The organism is Rhodococcus globerulus NBRC 14531 (assembly GCF_001894805.1).
Classification (GTDB): Bacteria; Actinomycetota; Actinomycetes; order Mycobacteriales; family Mycobacteriaceae; genus Rhodococcus_F; species Rhodococcus_F globerula.
The window spans coordinates 374,146-390,045 of sequence record NZ_BCWX01000003.1 but is presented as its reverse complement, the minus strand read 5'-3'; the positions used below and the strand labels follow the sequence as shown (position 1 = coordinate 390,045).

Annotated in this window: 16 protein-coding genes and 4 tRNA genes; 12 read left to right on the top strand and 8 right to left on the bottom strand. The window is 60.8% G+C overall.

What is annotated here, in order from left to right; all coding sequences use genetic code 11:
* Positions 1 to 85: 85 nt before the first annotated feature.
* The 4 genes from RG2_RS17095 to RG2_RS17080 form a co-directional block, all read right to left on the bottom strand.
* Positions 86 to 162: transfer RNA gene (locus RG2_RS17095), tRNA-Phe, on the bottom strand.
* A 70-nt stretch (positions 163 to 232) separates the two neighbouring features.
* Positions 233 to 306, bottom strand: a tRNA-Asp gene (locus tag RG2_RS17090).
* Positions 307 to 441: 135 nt separating this feature from the next.
* Positions 442 to 514 (bottom strand) — tRNA-Glu (locus RG2_RS17085).
* 113 nt (positions 515 to 627) lie between these two features.
* Positions 628 to 1,281 carry a TetR family transcriptional regulator gene (locus RG2_RS17080; RefSeq protein WP_033233992.1) on the bottom strand — a complete coding sequence of 218 codons (654 nt, stop codon included), beginning with the start codon at positions 1,279 to 1,281 and terminating at the stop codon, positions 628 to 630.
* A 432-nt stretch (positions 1,282 to 1,713) separates the two neighbouring features.
* Here RG2_RS17080 and RG2_RS17075 point away from each other — a divergent pair, with 432 nt between their 5' ends.
* From RG2_RS17075 to RG2_RS17060, 4 genes are all read left to right on the top strand, one after another.
* On the top strand, positions 1,714 to 2,160 hold the full coding sequence (locus RG2_RS17075) for a MarR family winged helix-turn-helix transcriptional regulator (RefSeq protein ID WP_033233991.1): 447 nt from the start codon (positions 1,714 to 1,716) through the stop codon (positions 2,158 to 2,160).
* 137 nt (positions 2,161 to 2,297) lie between these two features.
* Positions 2,298 to 2,373, top strand: a tRNA-Lys gene (locus RG2_RS17070).
* Positions 2,374 to 2,608: 235 nt separating this feature from the next.
* Positions 2,609 to 3,280 (top strand): hypothetical protein, encoded by a 672-nt coding sequence (locus tag RG2_RS17065; protein WP_033233990.1) that lies wholly within the window; start codon positions 2,609 to 2,611, stop codon positions 3,278 to 3,280.
* The gene (locus tag RG2_RS17060) at positions 3,277 to 4,473 is read left to right on the top strand and encodes a PrsW family intramembrane metalloprotease (RefSeq protein WP_371851323.1); all 1,197 of its coding nucleotides are present in this window, start codon (positions 3,277 to 3,279) and stop codon (positions 4,471 to 4,473) included. Before RG2_RS17065 ends, RG2_RS17060 begins: the two co-directional genes overlap by 4 nt.
* Positions 4,474 to 4,484: 11 nt before the next feature.
* Here the strand turns inward: RG2_RS17060 and RG2_RS17055 are convergent, their stop codons facing one another.
* A complete protein-coding gene (locus tag RG2_RS17055; RefSeq protein WP_033233988.1) occupies positions 4,485 to 5,057 on the bottom strand; it encodes a TetR/AcrR family transcriptional regulator in 573 nt (190 codons plus the stop codon).
* A 116-nt stretch (positions 5,058 to 5,173) separates the two neighbouring features.
* Between RG2_RS17055 and RG2_RS17050 the strand changes: the two genes are divergently transcribed.
* Both RG2_RS17050 and RG2_RS17045 read left to right on the top strand, forming a co-directional pair.
* Positions 5,174 to 5,647, top strand: a complete 474-nt coding sequence (locus RG2_RS17050) for a DUF4334 domain-containing protein (protein ID WP_033233987.1) — start codon at positions 5,174 to 5,176, stop codon at positions 5,645 to 5,647.
* 20 nt (positions 5,648 to 5,667) lie between these two features.
* Positions 5,668 to 6,765: an NAD(P)-dependent alcohol dehydrogenase gene (locus tag RG2_RS17045; RefSeq protein WP_033234343.1), complete on the top strand. Its 1,098-nt coding sequence runs from the start codon at positions 5,668 to 5,670 to the stop codon at positions 6,763 to 6,765.
* A gap of 1 nt (position 6,766) precedes the next feature.
* On the opposite strand, the gene RG2_RS17040 is transcribed toward RG2_RS17045, so the two are convergent.
* Together RG2_RS17040 and RG2_RS17035 are read right to left on the bottom strand one after the other, a co-directional pair.
* Positions 6,767 to 7,351, bottom strand: a complete 585-nt coding sequence (locus RG2_RS17040) for a hypothetical protein (RefSeq protein ID WP_033233986.1) — start codon at positions 7,349 to 7,351, stop codon at positions 6,767 to 6,769.
* Positions 7,352 to 7,383: 32 nt separating this feature from the next.
* Positions 7,384 to 7,776, bottom strand: a complete 393-nt coding sequence (locus RG2_RS17035; RefSeq protein WP_033234342.1) for an MmcQ/YjbR family DNA-binding protein — start codon at positions 7,774 to 7,776, stop codon at positions 7,384 to 7,386.
* Between the two features lie 120 nt (positions 7,777 to 7,896).
* Here RG2_RS17035 and RG2_RS17030 point away from each other — a divergent pair, with 120 nt between their 5' ends.
* Positions 7,897 to 8,343, top strand: coding sequence for a hypothetical protein (locus RG2_RS17030; RefSeq protein WP_033233985.1), 447 nt, complete (start codon positions 7,897 to 7,899; stop codon positions 8,341 to 8,343).
* 100 nt (positions 8,344 to 8,443) lie between these two features.
* A complete protein-coding gene (locus RG2_RS17025; protein WP_033233984.1) occupies positions 8,444 to 9,025 on the top strand; it encodes a DUF937 domain-containing protein in 582 nt (193 codons plus the stop codon).
* 45 nt (positions 9,026 to 9,070) lie between these two features.
* On the opposite strand, the gene RG2_RS17020 is transcribed toward RG2_RS17025, so the two are convergent.
* Complete coding sequence (locus RG2_RS17020; protein ID WP_165826325.1) at positions 9,071 to 10,306, bottom strand: MFS transporter; 1,236 nt, start codon at positions 10,304 to 10,306, stop codon at positions 9,071 to 9,073.
* A 103-nt stretch (positions 10,307 to 10,409) separates the two neighbouring features.
* On the opposite strand from RG2_RS17020, the gene RG2_RS17015 reads away from it, so the two are divergent.
* From RG2_RS17015 to RG2_RS16995, 4 genes are all read left to right on the top strand, one after another.
* Entirely contained in the window at positions 10,410 to 11,285 is an 876-nt protein-coding gene (locus tag RG2_RS17015; RefSeq protein ID WP_033233983.1) for a LysR family transcriptional regulator, read from the top strand.
* Positions 11,286 to 11,500: 215 nt separating this feature from the next.
* Positions 11,501 to 12,460: an acyl-ACP desaturase gene (locus RG2_RS17005; protein WP_033233981.1), complete on the top strand. Its 960-nt coding sequence runs from the start codon at positions 11,501 to 11,503 to the stop codon at positions 12,458 to 12,460.
* A gap of 81 nt (positions 12,461 to 12,541) precedes the next feature.
* Positions 12,542 to 13,684 (top strand): tRNA dihydrouridine synthase DusB, encoded by a 1,143-nt coding sequence (gene dusB, locus RG2_RS17000; protein WP_033233980.1) that lies wholly within the window; start codon positions 12,542 to 12,544, stop codon positions 13,682 to 13,684.
* Positions 13,685 to 13,841: 157 nt separating this feature from the next.
* Positions 13,842 to 15,863 (top strand): LCP family protein, encoded by a 2,022-nt coding sequence (locus RG2_RS16995; protein ID WP_033233979.1) that lies wholly within the window; start codon positions 13,842 to 13,844, stop codon positions 15,861 to 15,863.
* Positions 15,864 to 15,900 lie beyond the last annotated feature (37 nt).

Below are 15,900 nucleotides of genomic sequence, written 5' to 3'. Positions count from 1 at the left end.
AGTTGAAGAATCGAATCGGGCAATAGAAAAAGCTCCAGCTTCGTCGTTTCGAGAACGAGAATCTGGAGCTTGATTTATCGAGTTGTGGTGGCCAGGGCCGGGATCGAACCGGCGACCTTCCGCTTTTCAGGCGGACGCTCGTACCAACTGAGCTACCTGGCCGGACGGCACCCGAACCGAATGCCTATCGCACTGCATTGCCCTCAGCCGATTGGCTGAGAACAATGCTTTGCGACCCTGACGGGACTCGAACCCGCGACCTCCGCCGTGACAGGGCGGCGCGCTAACCAACTGCGCCACAGGGCCTTGCTTTTTCCTTGCTGTGAAACCGTACTACATCTTCTCGCTGCTCCCAAACCACTGTCCTAGCTGGGTATTTCTGCAACTCAAAGCGTGTCGTGCGGGTCAAACCATACTGCATCGTTTCGCTTTCGCAAAACGTACCCCCTACGGGATTCGAACCCGCGCTACCGCCTTGAAAGGGCGGCGTCCTAGGCCGCTAGACGAAGGGGGCGCGCCGGATCACTCCGAGCAAGTACCCCCTCCGGCATTCCGTTGGGAGCTTGGATAGCTTAGGACACACCACGGGAAAAACTCAAATCGCCAGGTCAGCGAGTAAAAATGACCCTATTCCCGCAGGTAGGACTCGACCGTGGCCCAACCCTCGCGATGAAAATTCTCGATCCAATCCGAGCTGGCCATCCCTTCGAGCACTACTTCGAGCGCTTCCTCGAACCAGAGCGCAAGGTCACCACTCTGCGACGTCAGATCCGCCATGTAGCGCTGACCGGCAAGGCTTGCGGCCAGGACACGCGTGAACTTCTCAGGCTCGACGCCTTCACGCAACAAACCTTCGGCCTTCGCGCGCGTCGCGAACTCGAATGCCGAGCGTCCCCATACCTGACCGGCACCCGACTTCACGTCGGCATAGAACTCCGGCTCGATAATCAGCCTGAACTCCGCCTGCACGATCACGTTGGTTCGAAACAGCGTGGCAATGTCGAGCACGAGGCCATGAAGAAGCTGAAACGGATCAAGGTCCGTCCGTTTCAACCACTGATCGGTGACGTCCGTGAACATCTCCATCGCAGCGGTCAAGATCGCTCTTGCCAACTCTTCTTTCGATTGAAAATGGAAGTACATCGCGCCTTTGGTGGCACGGGAGCCTTCGAGGATCGTATTCACCGACGCTGCGGCGTAACCGCGCTTGGCGAACTCGATTGCAGCCGCTTCGACCAGGGCGGCGCGGGTACGCCGCGCACGCTCTTGTTGACGTGCCATATGCGGTGTTATGCCTCTCGCCGAGTCGATATCCCAAAGGTGCCGCCTGCGACACCCACAATCCCCCGGAAGCTCACAATATCCCCTCCGGATTCGCCACGTAAGCCTTACCGCGACACCCACCAAAAGTACTAGTGGTGTCATTCGATCAGATGACACCGAAAAAGCAAGCACACCCCCGGAACACACCGGGTGGTATCGTTCTGGCCGCTCGGGTGCGGCACAGGGGGTGCGCATCCGAGCTTCTCTGTTTCGAGCCCATGTTCGAACCGATGCCTAAGCACCCATAACACCGAGACTTCGCTGTCAAGCCTAAGAAGATTAAACAACCACAGTTACTATTTGTTCACAATATGTGGACGAAAATCGGACATTGACCGATCAACTACACAGTTAGGTTGCCTAATATTCATGGGCGACCGAGGAGCGGCAATGACCCAGCACGAGATCGACGCTCTAGCGGAGGACCTCGGAGTTTTCGCACGACGCCTGCATAGCGAACGGATTGGGCCCCACCTCAGTGCCACCCACGTCCACGCTCTCGGACATCTCGACCGCCACGGACCCATGACGGCCAAATCCCTCGCGCAACTCGAGCGCGTCACGCCTCAATCGGTCGCCAAAGCGATTGCAACGCTCCAAGCTCGGGGCCTGGTAACCCGGCGATCCGATCCATCCGACGGCCGCGCGCACCTCATCGATCTGACCGACGCCGGCGCGTCCGCACTCCGCGATGATCGACGTCTGAGGAATCGATGGCTTACCGAAGCGATCCACGCCGAGTGCACCGACGCCGAACGTGATCTCCTTTGGATCGCCGGCAGAATCCTGCGACGCGTCGGAAACTCACCTCTCGCACCGCCTGACACGCTTCCATAGCGCTCAGACAGGCTCGGCCACAGCAGCTCTCCGAGGCAATCGCACGTTTGTGAATCTGTCATCAGGATCCCGGAATCACCCATTTGACGGGGGCGGTGTTTTCACCTGCTTCGCGGTCTGGTTAGACTCTGCGCCGCGCCCCTATAGCTCAGTTGGTAGAGCTACGGACTTTTAATCCGCAGGTCGTAGGTTCGAGTCCTACTGGGGGCACCAAACAACAGTCCGGCACCTCTTCGGAGAATGTCGGGCTGTTTTTTGTTTGCCCGCACGACGGAGTGCTGTACTACATTCGCTCGAGATTTTCGGAAACATCCCGTTTGATACTTTTACCTCGTGAGGTCCAACCCCTCGGATTCGCTCTCGACAAGCACCGCAGCCCTGCCCCTCGCAGCGGAAACTGTTGTGCGCGAATGACTCGACGCAAACACCGCAGGGAGCCGGCGCACAGATGTCTGACACCGATACGAGAAATCGGGTAGATCCACAACCCCCGCACTACGAACCCGACGACCGATGGGTTCCAGTAGACCGGCGATGGTTGGGCCTCGACCGTGCCACTCTGATTCCCGCCGCAGTCGTGATCGCGTTTGCACTCGTCATGGCGTTTGTCCTACCCACAATCAACGATTCGGTGTCCTACGACGACGAAGTCGTGGCCGGAGATGTCATGGAACTCGACGGTGGAATAACCTTCGTTCCCGTCCCCGGCTGGGGCATCACCGCAGGAGTTCGCGACACCGATACCCCGATAACCGGCACCTACCCGGATGTCGCGAGGGTGACCAACGGGGCCGTCTCCTTCACCGTCAAAACAGCACCGTTCACCGGCGACGCGCGCGAACTGCTCGAGCAGATCAAGACGACCACCGATGCGCTTGCGTCTGGGGAGTCGTTCAGAGTCAACGGTGAACCCACCGTGATCATCACCGAAAGCGGCCATCGCGGGGTCATGGCTGGGTACTCGAATTCCACCGCTGACGGCGTCATCGCTGCCTTTGTGATCGACGGAGTGGGTGTCAGCGCGATTGCCGTCGGCCCGAGCAACATCGACCCCTCGACCACCGAAGCTATTGCTCGCATGATCGTCAGCATCAGCCAACGACCCGGAGAGGGCTCATGATGACCATGTCCACTGTGCAGTCGACAGGCGATTCGAACGCCACCCGTGTCTCGGCAATCGAAAACTCCGGATGGGGACGGTCGTTCACCTTCTACCAACCGCGCAATGCCGCGTTCTGGGTGTACCTGCTGTTGGTGACCACCGGAGTCTTCCAGTTCTTCTCGATGCTGGCCTCCAGTGCCGGCGCCTACGGCGAGGCCATCGGACTCTCCGTCGTGCTGTTCAGCGCGTACGGTGCGGCGTTCTGGTGGTTCACGCACCACATCGACCGGTATGCACGCCAACCGGCAAAACTGATCGTCGTGGCCTTTCTGTGGGGAAGCTTTGCTGCTACCTGGGGAATGGCCGCGCATGCAAACGACGCCATTCTCGCGTTGTACGCCAAGATGTTCGGGCAAGCCTGGGCGGCCGACTGGGGAGCAGGCCTGGCGGCGCCGTTTACCGAAGAGACCGCCAAGGGTCTGGGACTCGTCCTGTTGATAGCCTTGGCCTCCCGCTTCGTGCGCACCGCGTTTGACGGGTTCATTCTCGGTGCGTTCATCGGACTCGGTTTCCAGCTCTTCGAAGACGTTGTCTACGCCTTGAATTCGGCAGGTTCACAATTCGGTGCCAATCAGATCGACGCCGCGATGACGACCATTGTGATGCGGATGGTTGTCGGAGTTGCCGCACACACGTTGTACAGCGCAATCTTCTGCGCCGGGCTCGTCTACCTTCTCGGCCGACCTGCCGAGCCGCGGCGACTCGGCCGAGGCATCGCACTGATGGCAACGGCGATGCTTCTGCACGGCCTCTGGGACTCTGCCGCCGCTCTTGCACAGGGCAGCGCACTCATGTTCCCACTGCTCTTCGTACTCATCGTCGTCGCACTTGTCTTGGTGTTGCAGGTGTTTCGGTTGACCGTTCCGCGTGAACGTCATTTCTTGCACGACATTCTGGCACCGGAAGCCGAACATGGCGTGATCACCGATGACGAGCTCACAGCAGTATGCGGCAACCACAAGGCCCGCAGGGCCTTCCGCAGATCCGCAGGAACCCGCGCCGATCGCAAACGAAATGGATATGTGCTCGAAGCAACGGCAGATCTCGCCGATGCTCTGGCCTATTCCCGCGGAAACAACACTGACCGAGTCGAATTTGCACGATCCGAAGTAGCCCGGATCAGAAGCGGTCGGCCGTCGATCAAGGCCTGACCTACGCACCGTCAGGAACTGCGAATCAAGCGCCGGACTGCGTCAACGGCAGTCTGCCTTCGCAGCGCCGGCGCTCTCGACGACCCAGGTCTCACGTCACCGCCGCTATGCGGAAGGGCCAGGGTTCTGGCAATTTCGGTGATCACGATCAGCAATTCCGCCGGGTTCCAGCTGGGATCGATATGCCCGTCGGCTTGGCCCTGGCGAATCTCCGCAATTTTCGGGCGCAGCGTGTTGCGTCGAATGTCGTGGTAACTCACAGTTTCGGGCGCTTCGAGATCCGCCCATTCCTGCAACCGGGCATTCTCGGGGTGCGCGAGGTAGTTGTCGAACAGTCGACCGGTGTACGCAGGTAAGTCGTCTCCACGTAAGGCGGTCTCGGCCGTGGTCTCGACGGTCCACTGCGCCATGACCGCGGAGAAAAGATCTTCCTTGCTCGCGAAGTACGCGTACAGGCGGTCTTTGCTCGCTCGCGCGTCCTTGGCGATGCGGTTGATACGAGCGCCCGCAAACCCGTATCGGGCAAATTCTTCCTTGGCGGATGCAAGAATGCGGTCCCTGGTCGCTTCCCCGGCTGAACGCATGCGCACATCCTAGATCGATTCCACCGTTGCCGAACCACCCGGTTCGGCGTAGCGTCCAGAGTTCACGAACAAATTGGTTCGGGAAAAACTCTCAACGCCGTTCCACAAGGAGAACCATGAACCTCGACGACGCCCGTAGCGCTTTCGCAAAGCTCCGCGAGCAGGAAAACGATGTCTCCCCCACAGAACTCGATGAAGTGTGGGCTGCTTTGGAGACCGTCGACGCAGCGGACATCCTCGGCGAATGGAAAGGTGACGACTTCGCTACCGGCCACCGTCTCCACGACAAACTCGTGGCAAGCCGCTGGTTCGGAAAAACCTTCAACTCGGTCGAGGACGCAAAACCACTGATCTGCCGAGACGAGAACGGGAACCTCTACTCTGACATCAAGGGCGGCAACGGAGAAGCGAGCCTCTGGAACATCGAGTTCCGCGACGAAGTCACCGCAACGATGGTCTACGACGGCGCACCGATCTTCGACCATTTCAAGAAGGTCGACGACACAACGCTCATGGGAATCATGAACGGAAAATCGAATCTGGTCCTCGACAACGGCCAGCACTATTACTTCCTCCTCGAGCGAGTGTGATTCGCCCGGAGAAGAATTCGATGTCCACTCGGAAAATGAGCGCCGCGCTCTCGCACGGCCCCGACTCCCCTTTTGCCCTCGAGACCGTCGAGATCGAGGAACCCCGCGCCGACGAGATCCTCGTGCGGATAGTCGCAACAGGTCTGTGCCACACGGATCTGTTCACCAAGTCAGCACTACCGAAAAAACTCGGCCCCTGCGTGTTCGGCCACGAGGGCGCGGGGATCGTCGAGGCCGTCGGCTCGTCGATCACCCATATCTTCGAAGGCGATCACGTGCTGCTGAGCTATCGAAGCTGCGGAGCGTGCCGCCAATGCCGAAGTGGGCATCGGGCGTATTGCGAACGCTCACATCGACTCAACAGCTCAGGTGCGCGCACCGACGGTTCGGCACCTATCACCCAGAACGGCACTCCGATCAGGTCCGCGTTCTTCGGTCAGTCGAGTTTCGCGCAATACGCCATCACCACAGCCGACAACACCGTCGTCGTTGATCCTGCGGTTGATCTGACCGTCGTAGCTCCGCTCGGCTGCGGGTTTCAAACCGGCGGCGGCGCAGTTCTGAATACTCTTCGCCCCGAACCCGACTCGACGTTTGTGGTCTTCGGAGCTGGCAGCGTCGGATTCGCGGCTCTCCTCGCGGCGCGAGCAGTGGGGGTTTCCACGCTGGTTGCCGTCGACCCGGTACCCGAACGTAGGAAGCTGGCCGAAGAGTTCGGCGCAGTTGTTGTCGATCCCGGCTCCGACGACGTTGTGGCAGCGGTGCGCGACGCCACCGACGGCGGATCGACTCATTCCCTCGACACCACCGGAATCGGTGCGGTTGTCAATCAGGGCGTGACATCACTTCGCGGCCGCGGAACACTGGTCGTGGTTGGGCTCGGAGCCCACGACCTCATCGTGAACATGGCCGACATCATGTTGAACGGGAAGACTATTCGAGGATGCGTCGAGGGTGATTCCGACATAGCTACGTTCATTCCCCGGCTTGTCGATCTCTACACCGCCGGACAATTTCCGATCGACCGACTGGTGACGCCCTATGCGTTCGCAGACATCAACAGAGCCGTCACAGATCAGGCAGCTGGAAAAGTAATCAAGCCTGTTCTGTTCTGGTAGGTCACATTTCGGGAGCCGGAGCTTCGCCCTTGCTCTGCGGTTCGTGCTGCTTCAGGTCGCCGCGCATCTTGTCGATTTCTTTGCCACGCTTCTTGTACCTGTAGCCCAGGAACACGATGCCGACGAACAGCGCGACACCGATGATCGCGCCGAGTACCGAGGCGCCGCGGAATCCAGGACCGTCGACGTCGAGGACTCGCTCGCCGGCGTGCGCAGCATTGCTGTTTCCGAGAACGATGCTCAGCGTCAGCAAGTTGGGCAAAGCAAAAATCACACCGAGCACCAAAGCACCGATCTGCATCGGCCGCGCATGTTTCCGTTTCCGCACCTGCCAGATTGCGCGGAAGAAGAGCAGCGGGACCAACGTACACACGAGTCCGAACATCACGCCCCACGCAATGCCGCCACTGAAACTGCCGTCGGCGAGCGACGCAATCCGCTGAGACCACCAGCGTGGGAGGTACGCGGCGAGAATGAAGTAGGTGATGACCAGAACGACGGCCGCCACGCCGATCATGATGGCCTTTTTCGCCCATGGCGGCATGCCGGATGTCGTGGCAGCCGATGGTGCTTGCTGTGTCGTCATGACCAATCCTCGTCTAATCGGCGTACGTGTCGTCACGAATCTATCGGGTTACCGCCCGCAGCATCCCCGTCGAGCACTATTCGAGCCAGCTTTTTCGGCGCAACCAGGGTGTACGAGGTGTAGATCCATTCCTCGAGTTGATCCCAGTACTCTCCCTCGATCCTGCCACTGAGATCGAGAGCAACCCAACCGTGCCGACCCAACCCGTACCCTGCCGCAGTTGCTCGTGATTCGGTCGCGACCACCGCCTCGGCTTCCGGTTTGCTCAGCTTGATCGTGAGCGACGTGGCATCGGCGTTGCAGAACACGAAGTTCTTGCCACGCACTCGAAAGGTGGGATGCCCGTCCCACGCTTCGATGTCGACGCGCTGTGCTTCGGGAAGGCTCAGCGAGATCTCTTCGAGTCGACGCATATTGTCCGCCATGGTGACATTGTGCATGGTCAACTCAGGCCGTCCAGGAAAAGCCTGTCGAAAGCACGCGCGTCGTCGCTAGGCTCGTAACTCGACCGCGTTAGACGTTCACCGATCCTTCGGGAGAGTGATATGCGCACGTTTGTACATGTGGTTCTGCTGATCTGCGGTATCGCCGTGACGGTCGGCTCGTTCATGTCGATATTGGCCGGAGTGAAACCCGCAGATGTCCGTCTCGAAGACTTACGAGATGGCTTTCCAGCCGGCTGGGCTATCGAGCAGATCGCCGATCAGTCCGTACCGTTCTACCGATCCATGATGATTCTTCTTCTCGGGTCCGGCGTGGCGATCTTGATTGCGGCAGTGTTCGGTTCACGCCTCGCGGCGTGGATCGGAGTGATTGTCGGACTCGCCAGTCTTGGCACCTTCTATTACCGCGTCAATGAGCAATTCGACAACATCATCAGGGAAAACTACTCCACGATCCTGACGAATCAGACAGGATTCATTCTGACCGTCGGCGGCCTCGCACTTGCGCTTCTCGTATGTCTGGTCCCCCGAGAAAAAACCCAACGATGACACCTCCGCAACATCCGAGCTACCGACGGTCTCGAACATTCACTAGTGTCTGCATCAACCGGGTGCTGACAAGTAGGACCCCAGAAAAGTAGGGCATCGAATGGCTTCGCTTGACGACCTTCTCTCACAGATCCCGATCGACCAGATCGCGCAGCAACTCGGCGTAGATCAGGCAACCGCGGAAACTGCTGTGAAATCGGCACTTCCCACGCTGGTCAGCGGTCTCGGCGCCAATGCCGACAGCGAGGCCGGCGCGGCGTCGCTCGAAAGCGCGTTGCAGTCGCACGCCAACACCACGATCCTCGACGACGGCATCGACATCAGCAAGGTCGACACCGCTGACGGTCAGAAGATCGTGGCAAACATCTTCGGCAACAACACCGATCAGGTGGCCAGCACGCTGGGTAGCGTCGGCGGCGGAAACGATCTGGTGAAGCAGCTACTCCCGATTCTCGCGCCGATCGTGCTGGCGTACCTCGCCAAGCAGTTCACAGGCGGCGGATCGGCAGCTCAGACGCAGGCTGCCGGGGGCGGCGGCATCGGAGATCTTCTGGGCGGACTTCTCGGCGGCGGAAACTCCAGCGGCGGCATCGGCGGAGCACTCGGCGGTCTCCTCGGCGGCTCCGGTGGCGGCGGCATCGGCGATCTGCTGGGCGGACTCCTCGGCGGCGGCAAGAAGTAGGCGATAACCCCAGTTGCGGCGGCCGAAGTGCCGCCGCAACTGGAATCAGTCAACCCTGGTGGACCGAAACATCCTCAGCGACAATCCCATTGCCACCACAAGCAAACAGGCGACAAAGATGCTGACGCCATTCCAGCCGCCCACCGCAAAGGCTGAACCTGCCAGAACGCCGGCAACGGATGAACCGGCGTAGTAGGCAAACAGGTAGAGCGCCGACGCTTCCGCCCGATGGACTCGGGCAAGTCGGCCGACCCACCCACTGGCTACGGAATGCGCGGCAAAGAACCCTCCGGTGAAGAGCAACATCCCCACCAACGTCAGCGCGAGGTTGTCGGGGACGGTCAACGCGAGACCTAGCGCTGTCACCGATACGGAGCCAAGCAACACCCACCGCTGCCCAACTCTGTCCGCGGCAGCGCCGGCCGCAGTCGATGTCACGGTTCCCGCGAGATAGAACAGAAATACCAGCCCCACCACCGCCTCGGACAGGCCGAAAGGTGCTGCAGCGAGACGAAACCCGAGGAAGTTGTAGACGGAAACAAATGCGCCCATCACAATGAAACCCAGCGCGAAAAGCGTCCGCAGCGCCGAGTTCGCAAGGTGAACGCGCAGATTCGACATTAGCCGTCGCACAGATACCGGTTGTGGCTGGAAGAATTGCGACTCCGGCAGGGTCCTGGTCATGACGATCGCAAAGACCGTCGAGAGCAGTGCGACCGCAAAAAGCGCCCAGTGCCAAGAACTTACGTCGACCACTGCAGCCGGGATCAACCGTCCGATCAATCCGCCGACGGTGGTGCCCGCAACGTAGCGCCCCATCGCTGCGCCTAAATCCTTCGGGTCGATCTCCTCCGCGAGATACGCCATGGCAACCGCCGGAATTCCCGCCAGCGCAGCGCCTTGGAACGCTCGGCCCACCAGCAGAATCTCGATTGTCGGACTCATCGGCAGCAGGAGACCGATCACGCACGACGTGATTGCCGAGAAGATCATGACGCGGGTCCGGCCGAAGCGTTCGGACAATGCACTCGCCGGAATGATCGCCAATGCCACCATGCCCGTCGTCACCGAAACGGACAGGGCCGAAACCGCGGGCGAGACTCCGAAAGAGTGCGAAAACGCAGGCAGCAGTGCCTGAGCCGAGTACATCGACACAAACGTCGTCAATCCCGCTGCAAACAATGCAAGCGTCACCGCGCGGTATCCGGCGGATCCCCGGCGGTACGACGCGATTCCTGCGCCGACTTCTGTTCCTGCGCTGATTTCTACCGACATGCTCATCGACACGACCTCCGGCAAGAATCTTCCGCGCCCATGACAACAAAAGAAAATGCATTAATTTGCTGTTCTACATACCTCCGAGACATATAGGCTTCCACCTGTGATGTTGTCGGACGATCTCGAGTGGTTTGTCGTGCTGGCTGAAACCCAACAGGTCACGGCGACGGCGGATATCACTCACCTGTCGCAGCCCACGCTCTCTCGCAAACTCGCACGGCTCGAACGATCCGTTGGTGTGCCGCTCTTCGACCGACACGGCCGTCGGCTCACACTCAATCGGTACGGCCGCATCCTCTACGAACATGCAACCAGCGCCCTGAACACACTCCATTCCGCGTTGCGCCAGATCGACGCCCTGGCCGGGCCAGACACCGGAACGGTGCGACTCGACTTCCTCCATTCGTTCGGAACCTGGTTGATTCCGCGCATGATTCGGGCATATCGAACCGAACATCCGGGTGTTCGCTTCGAACTCCATCAGGATCGAGCGCAGTTCCTGAGTGATCGCGTTATCACCGGCGACGCCGATTTGGCGCTTGTGTCGCCGCAGCCGGACAACCCTCGACTCGCATGGACTCAGATAGCGCAGCAAAAACTTGCCCTCGCCGTTCCGCTCGGACATCGTTTCGCGGACCTGCCCGAGGTCGATCTGGCCGACGCTGCGGGCGAGCAATTCATCGGAATGCAGCTGGACTTCGGCATGCGGCGAATTCTCGACGAGATGTGTGCCGCGGCCGGATTCACCCCGGATTTCGTCTTCGAGAGCAGTGAGCTGGCAACTGTGGGCGGGTTGGTGTCCGCATCCCTGGGCGTGGCCGTCATGCCGATTCAGGATCCGCCCATCTGGGCCGAGGGAATCGTGTTCGTTCCCCTTGCCGGCGCAACACGCAAGATCGGGCTTATCTGGACCGAGAATCGGGAATTGTCGAGGCCAGCGCGCGATTTCCGTGATTTTGTCCGCGAAAATATGTGGTCCTGAAACTCACACATACAGCCAAACCGGCAGGTATGATCTCGGCAACAAGCGAATGGAACGCATCGGACAATTCAGACTGCGTCCATCTTCCGTCCACGTACGCTGGCTACGACTCGGTAACATTCGCGCAGGGGGATCAGTTCATGTCGATCAGGCCAAACCTACGGTACCGTAGGCTGGAGCGAAGTCGGGCATTCACTCAACACGGAGGCAAATAAATGACGAGGATTCTGACGCAGCTCGAACTGCTGACAGAACTGCAGCCGGTTGCCGAAGAGAACGTCAACCGGCACATCTCCATGGCAAAGGAATGGCACCCGCACGACTACGTCCCGTGGGACGAGGGTCGCAACTTCGCAGCCATGGGCGGCGAAGACTGGAGTCTCGAACAATCCCGGCTCGGCGAGGTCGCCCGAGCTGCGATGATCACCAATCTCCTCACCGAGGACAACCTGCCGTCGTACCACCGCGAGATCGCCGAGAACTTCTCGCAGGACGGAGCCTGGGGCACCTGGGTCGGCCGCTGGACCGCCGAGGAGAATCGCCACGGAATCGTGATGCGCGACTACCTGGTTGTCACGCGCGCCGTCGATCCCGTCGAGCTCGAGCGCTACCGCATGGAACACATGATCACCGGCTACAACCCGCCCATCCCGGACGACGGAGCCGGCGTTCTCCACTCTGTCGCGTACGTCACCTTCCAGGAACTCGCGACTCGCGTCAGCCACCGCAACACCGGCAAGGCCTGCAACGAGCCGATCGCCGACAAGATGCTTCAGCGCATCGCCGCCGACGAGAACCTGCACATGATCTTCTACCGCAACATCTGTGCCGCCGCTCTCGATCTTGCACCTGATCAGACACTGAAGTCCGTGTCGAACATCGTGCAGAATTTCCAGATGCCCGGTGCTGGGATGCCCAACTTCCGTCGCAACGGCGTTTTGATGGCCAAGCACGGAATCTACGATCTCCGTCAGCACCTCGACGAGGTCATCTGGCCCGTTCTGCGCAAGTGGAACATCTTCGAGCGCAACGACTTCAGCGCCGAAGGCGAGAACACTCGCGAAGAACTGGCTGCCTTCCTCGAGACACTTGCCGCCCAGGCGACAAAGTTCGAGGAGCAGCGCGATCGCATGCTCGCCCGCGAAGCCGCCAAGCGTGAACAGCAGGCCTCTTAGTTTCACCAGCTATTCTGTGCCCGGTACCGGATTCGGTACCGGGCACTTTCACTTGTCAGAAATATTTGTTCAGAGGTAGTCATGTCTTCCCTTCGTATCGGTTCACTCGAGCTGCACAGCCCCGTGGTCCTCGCGCCCATGGCCGGCGTCACCAATGTCGCTTTCCGCACGCTCTGTCGTGAACTCGAACTCGAACGTGCAGGCAGCACCTCCGGGCTCTACGTGTGTGAGATGGTCACTGCCCGCGCGCTCGTAGAGCGCCAGCCGGCCACCATGCACATGACCACCTTCGGCCCCACCGAGACTCCGCGGTCCCTGCAGCTCTACACAGTCGACCCGGACACGACCTACGCTGCGGCCAAAATGATCGTCGACGAGAACATGGCCGACCACATCGACATGAACTTCGGCTGCCCAGTGCCGAAAGTCACTCGAAAAGGTGGCGGCTCCGCGCTCCCCTACAAGCGTCGACTGTTCGGACAGATCGTCGCAGCTGCCGTTCGCGCCACCGAGGGCACCGACATTCCTGTCACGGTGAAGATGCGCGTCGGTATCGACGCGGACCATCACACGCACCTCGACGCGGGTCGCATCGCCGCTGCCGAGGGCGCCGCCGCAATTGCCTTGCACGCGCGCACCGCGTCGCAGCGCTACTCCGGGACGGCCGACTGGAACGAGATCGCCCGCCTGAAGGAACACGTTCCCGACGTTCCGATTCTCGGAAACGGCGACATCTTCGACGCGTCCGACGCCGCCCGCATGATGGACGAGACCGGCTGTGACGGCGTTGTCGTCGGACGCGGATGCCTGGGCCGTCCATGGCTGTTTGCAGAGCTCAGCGCGGCTCTCAACGGTCAGCCCATCGCAACGCCTCCGACGCTAGGCGAGGTCACCACGATCATCGCCCGCCACGCCCAGCTCCTCGCCGCACACCACGGCGAGATGAAGGGCTTGCGTGAACTCCGCAAGCACGTGTCCTGGTATCTGCGCGGATTCCCGGTCGGGTCGGACCTGCGCGTGTCGATGGCACTGGTCAGCACCCTGACCGAACTCGACGAACTGCTGGCCCAGCTGGACAGCTCCGTTCCATTCCCGAAGGACGCCGAAGGTCCCCGCGGCCGGCAGGGTTCCCCCGGTCAGGTTGCCCTGCCCGAGGGCTGGCTCGACGATCCCGAGGACGATCTGGTGCCGGTCGGAGCGGACATCATGCATTCGGGCGGATAACGCATTGCTGTGAATTCGGGCAATTCGCCAAGTTTCTGAGTGAATAACTCAGGATCCACCAGTAATATGGCTCCAGCTTCGTCAACAGCAGTTGGACGGCGCACGACAAGAGACGCACTGTCCGTATCGGCAGTCAACGACGAGACAGGTTGCATCGGTGGGTGATGATCACGACTCGGGCCCGCCTTCGCCCGAAAGCCGCGCCCCGTGGGAGCGCCCCCTCGCAGATCAGCGATACCGCAATCGTCGTTCGTCTAAACCCGAACCCACTGGCGCGACACAGTCCGACGCCCCGCCGTCAGAGCGTCGGAGCAGTGAACGCTTCGGCCGATTCGGTCGACGTGACGCACCACCGAGCGACAGCATCTCCGTCGCAGAACTCGTCCAACGAGTCGGCGATACAGCCGGCCAGCGTGTAGTCGAACCGCCGGCCCCGAAAAAGAGCAGCCCGGCAGCGCCACCTGTTGACTCGAGGCCTCCCATCAGGCCCCCCGACAAACCGCTGCCCCCCGAAAAGCCGCTGCCTCCCCCACCGATCGCACCGGCCGCGGCCGAATGGATCAGCAGCGACCCGCCATCCTCCGCTTCTCCGCGTGTCGTCAGCGAAACCGGTGGTAGTCGGCTTGCGCTGAACAAGATTCGACGCCGCCAGCGTATGAAGACGATCAGCCGATCCGCGGTCGCATTTCTTGCCGTGATGTCACTGACCATGACTGGCGTCGTCTGGGGCTACCTTCGCACCACCGAAGGAAAGTTCGAGCAGATCGCTGCGCTCGACACCAACTCCGACGACATCGTCGACGCGGGCGGCCAGCTCGGCGACGAAACCTATCTGATCGTCGGCACCGATACCAGGGCCGGCGCAAGTGGTGAGATCGGCGCCGGCACCGTCGAGGACGCCGAAGGCGCCCGGGCCGACACCGTGATGCTGGTCAACATCCCCGCCGACCGCAGCCGCGTCGTCGCCGTCTCGTTTCCCCGCGACCTCGACGTCGACCGGCCGGTCTGCCAGGGCTGGGACAACAGTTCCGGGACGTACACCAGCGAGTCCTTCCCCGCCGCCTCTGGCGACAAACTCAACGCGACCTACGCCCTGGGTGGCCCGAAGTGTCTGGTCAAGGTCATCCAGAAAATGTCTGGACTCAAGATCGGCCACTTCGTCGGCATGGACTTCGCCGGATTCGAGAGCATGGTCGACACAGTAGGCGGGGTCAACATCTGCACCCCGGTTCCCATCGAAGACGGCATTCTGGGCACTGTCCTCGCAAACAGCGGAAACCAGGTACTCGACGGCCGGACCGCGCTGAACTACGTCCGCGCCAGGCACGTCGAAGCCGAGGGCAACGGCGACTACGGGCGCATCACGCGGCAACAGAAGTTCCTGTCCGCGCTGCTGCGCTCGGCACTGTCCAACAATGTGCTGCTCAATCCCAGCAAGCTCAACGGGTTCATCAACGCATTCACGCAGGACACGTTTGTCGAGAACATCGATACAAAATCCCTGGTCACGCTGGGTCGATCATTGCAGAACGTCGATGCGGGCGCCGTCACCTTCCTGACCGTGCCCACCGACGGCACGAATGACTGGGGCAATGAAATCCCCCGGACCGACGAGATCAAAGCACTGTTCCAGGCAATCATCGACGACGAGCCGCTTCCGGGCGAAGAGCGTGACACAGATACCGACAAGACATCGACCAGCTCAGCGCCCTCCACCGCCACGACGCCGGTGCCCGAGGCAACACTCGTGTCGGCAATGAGTCCGTACAACATCTACATCGACGTTTCGAACGCGTCAGGTGTTTCGGGCCAGGCCGCGACCGCTGCCGACCAACTCGCAGCGTACGGATTCCAGATCTCCACGATCGGGAATTTCAGTGCAGCGACGGGACTGGCCAATGTCCAGGCCTCGGCGACTGTGGTGCGGTATGCGGCCGGTTACGAAGCCGAGGCCGCCACCGTCGCATCCGCAATTCCCGGAGCCGTACTCGTTCTCACCCCGAGCATGGGCGACATGGTCGAACTTGTCATCGGCAGCGATTTTTCCGGCACAGTCGTAGCGCCGGCAGATCCGGGAACGTCGTTGTCCGCAGAACCGTCATCGGTGGACACCAGCGTGTCGACGTCACTGCCCTCCGACATTGCCTCAGTCAACGCCGGAGACACAGCCTGCATCTGACGCTGCAGTGATCATCTCCACCTGACGCTGCGGTGTT